Source organism: Flavobacterium sp., from assembly GCF_003525665.1.
In the GTDB taxonomy this organism is placed as follows: Bacteria; Bacteroidota; Bacteroidia; order Flavobacteriales; family Flavobacteriaceae; genus Flavobacterium.
The window spans coordinates 1-3,526 of record NZ_DQDX01000030.1; the positions used below are offsets into that span (position 1 = coordinate 1).

At 33.7% G+C, this 3,526-nt stretch carries 4 protein-coding genes; all 4 read left to right on the forward strand.

Annotation, left to right across the window (positions count from 1 at the left end; all coding sequences use genetic code 11):
* Positions 1 to 619, forward strand: a 619-nt coding sequence (locus tag DIU01_RS02085) for a hypothetical protein (RefSeq protein ID WP_290831605.1), incomplete at its 5' end; no start/stop codon positions are given.
* Position 620: 1 nt separating this feature from the next.
* Positions 621 to 1,601, forward strand: coding sequence for a carbon-nitrogen hydrolase family protein (locus tag DIU01_RS02090; RefSeq protein ID WP_290831606.1), 981 nt, complete (start codon positions 621 to 623; stop codon positions 1,599 to 1,601).
* 63 nt (positions 1,602 to 1,664) lie between these two features.
* Complete coding sequence (locus tag DIU01_RS02095) at positions 1,665 to 2,282, forward strand: hypothetical protein (RefSeq protein ID WP_290831607.1); 618 nt, start codon at positions 1,665 to 1,667, stop codon at positions 2,280 to 2,282.
* 60 nt (positions 2,283 to 2,342) lie between these two features.
* Positions 2,343 to 3,452, forward strand: coding sequence for a cupin domain-containing protein (locus DIU01_RS02100; protein ID WP_290831608.1), 1,110 nt, complete (start codon positions 2,343 to 2,345; stop codon positions 3,450 to 3,452).
* The last annotated feature ends 74 nt before the right edge of the window (positions 3,453 to 3,526 follow it).

Below are 3,526 nucleotides of genomic sequence, written 5' to 3' on the forward strand. Positions count from 1 at the left end.
GAGTCTTACGGATTCTATTGTTGCTAATGAAATGATTCAGATTTTGAAAGCTAATAACATTGAATTCAAAGTACAAGATACATCTAAAGATTTTGATGCCAGTTTTGCGAATAATTCTGCAAAAGATTCAATTCTCATTATGATCAATCCGAATGATTTTGAAAAAGCTTCCAAACTTTTAGAAGAAAACATGGAATTTAAGATTGATGAAATTGACACACAACATCCATTATTTTCTTTCAATACAGAGGAATTAAAAGATGTAATTAAAAACTATGATGAGTGGCATCCATTAGATATTAAGTTGGCTAGATATCTTTTAAACAAACAAAACATAATAGTTGAAAATTCTGAAATTATAAAACAACAACAAGAAAAAAAATTAAAAGCTGAAAAGCAGGAAAAATCTAGTTCATTAACTCTTGTTATGGGTTATCTATTTTGTATAATGGGTGGTTTGGCAGGAATTGGAATTGCTATTTTTTTATTAACTGGAAAAAGGACATTGTCAGATGGTTCCAAAAAATACATTTACTCAAAATCAGACAGAAATCATGGAAAATACATGCTTATAGTTGGTGCAATTTGCCTGACTTTCTTTATATTAAAATACACATAATATGGAATTCAAAAAATTCAAAGCAGCCGCAGTCCAAACTTCACCAGTTTTTCTAAACGTAGAAAAAACTATTGATAAAGCAATATCCTTCATAAAAGAAGCCACATCCAATGGAGCCAATCTAATTGCTTTTCCAGAAGTATTTGTTGCTGGTTATCCGTATTGGAATTGGATAATGACGCCAGTTCAAGGAAGTAAATGGTACGAAGAATTGTATAAATCTTCAGTAAAAGTTACTGATGATTCAATGAAACCTTTATTTCAAGCGGCAAAAGAATTTAATTGCCACATCGTTATAGGAATCAACGAACGTGGAGACAGTTACGGCGAAATTTACAACACCAATTTAATCATAGACAACCACGGAAACCTAATTGGAAAACATCGAAAACTAGTTCCAACTTGGGCAGAAAAACTTACTTGGACATCTGGTGACGGTTCCTCTTTAAAAGTATACGACACAGAAATTGGTCCAATTGGAACTTTGGCTTGTGGCGAAAACACCAATACATTAGCACGATTCACCTTACTTTCTCAAGGCGAATTAATTCACATTGCCAACTACATTTCGCTTCCAGTTGCGCCACCAGATTACGATATGGCAGAAGCAATTAAAATTAGAGCAGCCGCACATTCATTCGAAGGAAAATTATTCACAATAGTTTCATGTTCTACAATTTCACAAGAAATAAAAGATGCCTTGCGAAATGATGTTCCCAATGTAGACGAATTACTGACTCGTAAAAACTCAGCTTTTTCTGGAATTATTGGTCCGAATGGCGCTGTTGTAGGCAAACCATTAATCGATGATGAAGGAATTGTATACGCTGACATCGATTTGCAGAAATGCATCCAACCAAAACAAATGCACGACATCCTCGGACATTACAATAGATTTGATATTTTTGACTTACGAGTAAACATCGCTCCTACTCGAAAAATCACTTTTATAGATAATCATCAGGAATTTAATAAAAGATAGTGTGGCTTACAACTCCGACAGAGTTCAAAACTCTGTCGGAGTTATAAAGTAGTAAAAAAATAAATGAAAAATTTCAAACCAACACCTCTTGAAAAAGGAAACTATTACCACATATACAATCGTGGTAATAATGGTATTGATGTTTTTTTTGATAATGAGAGTTATTATCATTTTTTAAGACTTTTTGACAAATATATTTCACCAATCGCTGATACTTATGCTTGGTGCTTATTGAAAAATCATTTTCACATCTTAGTTTACACAAGATTGGACAATGAAATTGATTTTGAAAAGTTAGACTATTCAACGATTGAAAAATCGAAATCAATTGAACCTTCTAAACAGTTTGGATATTTGTTCAACGCTTATACACAAGCAATAAATAAGAAGTTTAACAGAACAGGTGCATTATTTGAAAAACCTTTTGAAAGAAAATTAATAACTTCGGATAAATATTTACAGAATGTAATCTATTACATTCACAATAATCCAGTTCAACATGGATTTGTTAAGCAAATGAGTTTGTATCCTTGGTCATCATATGATAGTATTTTATCGGACAAACCAACAAAATTAAAAAGAAAAGAGATACTAGATATTTATGGAAACAAAGATGAGTTTATTACTTACCATTCTCAAAAACAAAATTTTAATGAAATTATTAATTTTATAATCGAATAAAGTCTAACTAATACAACTCCGACAGAGTTTCGAACTCTGTCGGAGTTTAAAAATAAAATTATGAACGAAAATCATTCAGACGATCAATTAGGAAGAGCACGAGTTCACGACACACCAGAACTAGAAGCCTATTATAAAGAACTAGAAACCCTTGGCGCTGGCGCATTATGGACAGTTGCTAACGATATCGAGCCTTGGGAACCAAGAAGTTCATCAGTTCCAATGCTTTGGAAATACGATGATTTACGTGAATTAGTACTAAAATCATCCGAGTTAGTTACTCCAGAACAAGCAGGAAGACGCGTTGTTTATTTAGTAAACGACAAACGAAAAGACGTTTCCGCAGCTGTGGGTTGGTTGTATACTGGAATTCAAGTTACTCGTCCAGGCGAATCTACATCCGCGCACAAACACAAAGCATCGGCTTTGCGATTCATTATGGAAGGCGAAGGCGGATATACTGTTGTTGATGGAAACAAAATCACATTTGAAGTCAACGATTTTGTGATTACTCCAAATTCCACTTGGCACGAACACGGCGTTGATTCAAACGGAAAAACCTGCATCTGGCAAGATGGTTTGGATATTCCATTAGTTAATGCGCTCGAAGCCAATGATTATGCCGTTTATGATGGCAAACAAAATTTAGATTTTCCGGTAAATTATTCACCAATTACTTATGGAACTTCGGGATTTATTCCAGCCGATAAAGTTTGGGATAAACCCTATTCGCCTTTATTCAAATATTCTTGGAAAATCGTTTATCCAGCGTTGCTGGAAGCAGTAAAAGTCAATGAAATCAATCCGTTTGACGGAATTTTAATGCACTATTCCAATCCGTTAACTGGCGGACATGTAATGCAAACTATGGGCGCATCGATGCAATTATTACCAGCTAATTTCAAAGGAAAAGCGCACAAACACACAGGTTCATTCGTGTATCAATGTGCTAAAGGTCATGGTTATTCCATCATCAACGGAAAACGATTTGACTGGAAAGAACGTGATATTTTCTGCGTTCCATCTTGGGCTTGGCATGAACACCACAATTTATCAGAAACTAAAGATGCATGTTTGTTCTCGTTCAACGACTTACCAGTTATCGAAAAATTAGGATTGTATCAATCAAGAGAATTGGAAGAGAATAACGGAAATCAGAATATAGAATAAAGAGAAAAGAAAATAGAATATAGAAAATAGAAAATAGAATATAGAATATAGAATATAGAATATAGAGTATAGAA

Coding starts and splice junctions, on each gene's coding strand:
- DIU01_RS02100 (WP_290831608.1), top strand. CDS start 2,343: ATGAACGAAAATCATTCAGACGATCAATTAGGAAGAGCACGAGTTCAC.
- DIU01_RS02090 (WP_290831606.1), top strand. CDS start 621: ATGGAATTCAAAAAATTCAAAGCAGCCGCAGTCCAAACTTCACCAGTT.
- DIU01_RS02095 (WP_290831607.1), top strand. CDS start 1,665: ATGAAAAATTTCAAACCAACACCTCTTGAAAAAGGAAACTATTACCAC.